The organism is Paraburkholderia sp. GAS448 (genome assembly GCF_050435685.1).
Lineage (GTDB): Bacteria > Pseudomonadota > Gammaproteobacteria > Burkholderiales > Burkholderiaceae > Paraburkholderia.
In genome coordinates, this window is record NZ_JBNDKT010000131.1 from 1 (window position 1) to 1,970 (window position 1,970).

Genomic DNA, 1,970 nt, shown 5'->3' on the forward strand with positions numbered 1-1,970 from the left:
ATCACCTGGACGAAGGAAACCATCGATGCCGAACTGGCGAAACTGCTCGACGGATACGGCACTCAATTTCAAGTCAATTTCTCGTGAACACTTATATATGAACCTTACGGAAACGACAGTTCACTGGACTTGTGCCGTATGGTTCGAACGCGAGGTCAATGGCGACGGCCAGACGCCCCCCCCCCAGATTTGAGAAAACGGTCGCGAAAGCCGATACGGGCGCGCTTAACCTCGGTATGGAAATGTTGCACAAGGCCGAAGTGCTGATCGATAAGTGGTACGAGAAAGAAAATCGCATGAAGTCATGCAGCGGAAATCCTGACGTTACAGTCGTAGCCGCTACCGCGCCGTCGCGACGGCTTTTGCCAGTTCCGCGCCGAAAACGCGGTTGAAATTCGCCGGCGCGACCGCCTGCGATATGATCATTCGTCGTCAAGGACATCGATTTCCATCAGAATTTCGATTATTTCGGGATGAACGCGCGCACGGACGAGTCTCCAGTTCTCGATAAGGATATCGGGCGGATGACAAGGTGGATCCCGGCGTTTCGCCGCAACGGGTGTGGCCACGGCGACCGACAGGATCGTCCCGATTCAACTACTCTTGTTTTACACTCGATCCTGCTCATGAACCTCGTACGCCCACTTAAACGCGATTTCGGCAGGCCCGATCATGGCTGGCGGCGGCGCCTGTATGCCATCGTCTTTGAAGCCGGGACGGACGCCGCGCGCCGCTTCGATGCCGTGCTGGTGTCGGCAATCATAGCCAGCGTCGCCGTCGTGATGCTGGACAGTGTCGAGGCTGTTCGTGCCCGTGAGCTGGCAGTACTCAATATGCTGGAGTGGCTCTTTACGCTGCTGTTCACCGCCGAGTACATTGTCCGGCTGCTTTGCGTGGAACGGCCGTTGCGTTACGCATTCAGCTTCTTCGGTGTCGTCGACCTCGTATCGATCCTGCCAACCTTTCTGGCCGTCCTCCTGCCGGGTTTTCATGTCCTGGTCGACGTCAGGCTGTTGCGCCTGCTGCGCATCTTCCGGATCCTGAAGCTGCCGCTGTACTTCGACGAGTCGCAGGTGCTCTGGCGCGCACTCGTCAGGAGCCGGCACAGGATCATGGTGTTCCTCGGTGTCGTGCTGATCCTGATCGTGGTCCTAGGCACAGTAATGTATCTTGTCGAGGGACCATCGAACGGCTTCACCAGCATCCCGATCAGCATGTACTGGGCGGTGGTCACCATGACCACCACAGGCTACGGCGACATTCATCCGAAGACCCCGCTCGGGCAATTCGTCACGTCGCTGGCCATCCTGCTCGGCTATGGCGTGATTGCCTTCCCGGCGGGCATGGTCGGCGTGGAATTGGCGACGGCGAAGCGAGAAAAACAGCAGCGCGCCCGCGCCTGTCCCAGATGCCATGCCGAAGGACACGACGATGATGCAAGGTATTGCAAGCACTGTGGCGAACAGCTTTCGACAACATAGCATCCCGCGGGATCCGGCGAAAACGAGCGAATTTGACGGCCATTTACGGCACCGATATCGGCGCGCCGGGCCATGCATACGCTCCTTACTGTAACGTTGATTCCGGGCATGTCGTCGCTGCGACTGCCGCTCCCATCCCGAATGAACTGGCCGCGACGTGTTAGACACATAACGCGTCACATGCAAGGAAAATTTCATTCGTTTGGATGTCTAGTTAGTATCATTGACAACATAACGTCATTTCAATCGAGCGGAATGATCAACGGTCCCCTGAAGGCCTGCATGATGGCCGACGCCGGCAAACCATGACTCAGGAGCTTCGCCATCGCATTCATGTACTGCGTCACGTGCCGGAAGTATTTCTTGTAGCCGGCGCATAGATAGTTCAGCCCCGGCTGTACCGGCTCGGATTGTCTGGACACGGTTTTGCAACTCAGGCGGCCTCTTTCAGGGTGGCTGCCTGACGGGCTTCATGGGGTGACATGAAGC

Annotated in this window: 2 protein-coding genes; one reads left to right on the top strand and one right to left on the bottom strand. The window is 57.2% G+C overall.

Annotation, left to right across the window (positions count from 1 at the left end; all coding sequences use genetic code 11):
* Positions 1-626 precede the first annotated feature (626 nt).
* Positions 627-1,481 (top strand): ion transporter, encoded by an 855-nt coding sequence (locus P3T23_RS47560; protein WP_429322932.1) that lies wholly within the window; start codon positions 627-629, stop codon positions 1,479-1,481.
* Between the two features lie 242 nt (positions 1,482-1,723).
* Here the strand turns inward: P3T23_RS47560 and P3T23_RS47565 are convergent, their stop codons facing one another.
* Positions 1,724-1,903 (bottom strand): hypothetical protein, encoded by a 180-nt coding sequence (locus P3T23_RS47565; protein ID WP_429322931.1) that lies wholly within the window; start codon positions 1,901-1,903, stop codon positions 1,724-1,726.
* Positions 1,904-1,970 lie beyond the last annotated feature (67 nt).

Excerpts from the sequence above, each read along its gene's own strand:
- P3T23_RS47560 (WP_429322932.1), top strand. The coding sequence starts at position 627 with ATGAACCTCGTACGCCCACTTAAACGCGATTTCGGCAGGCCCGATCAT.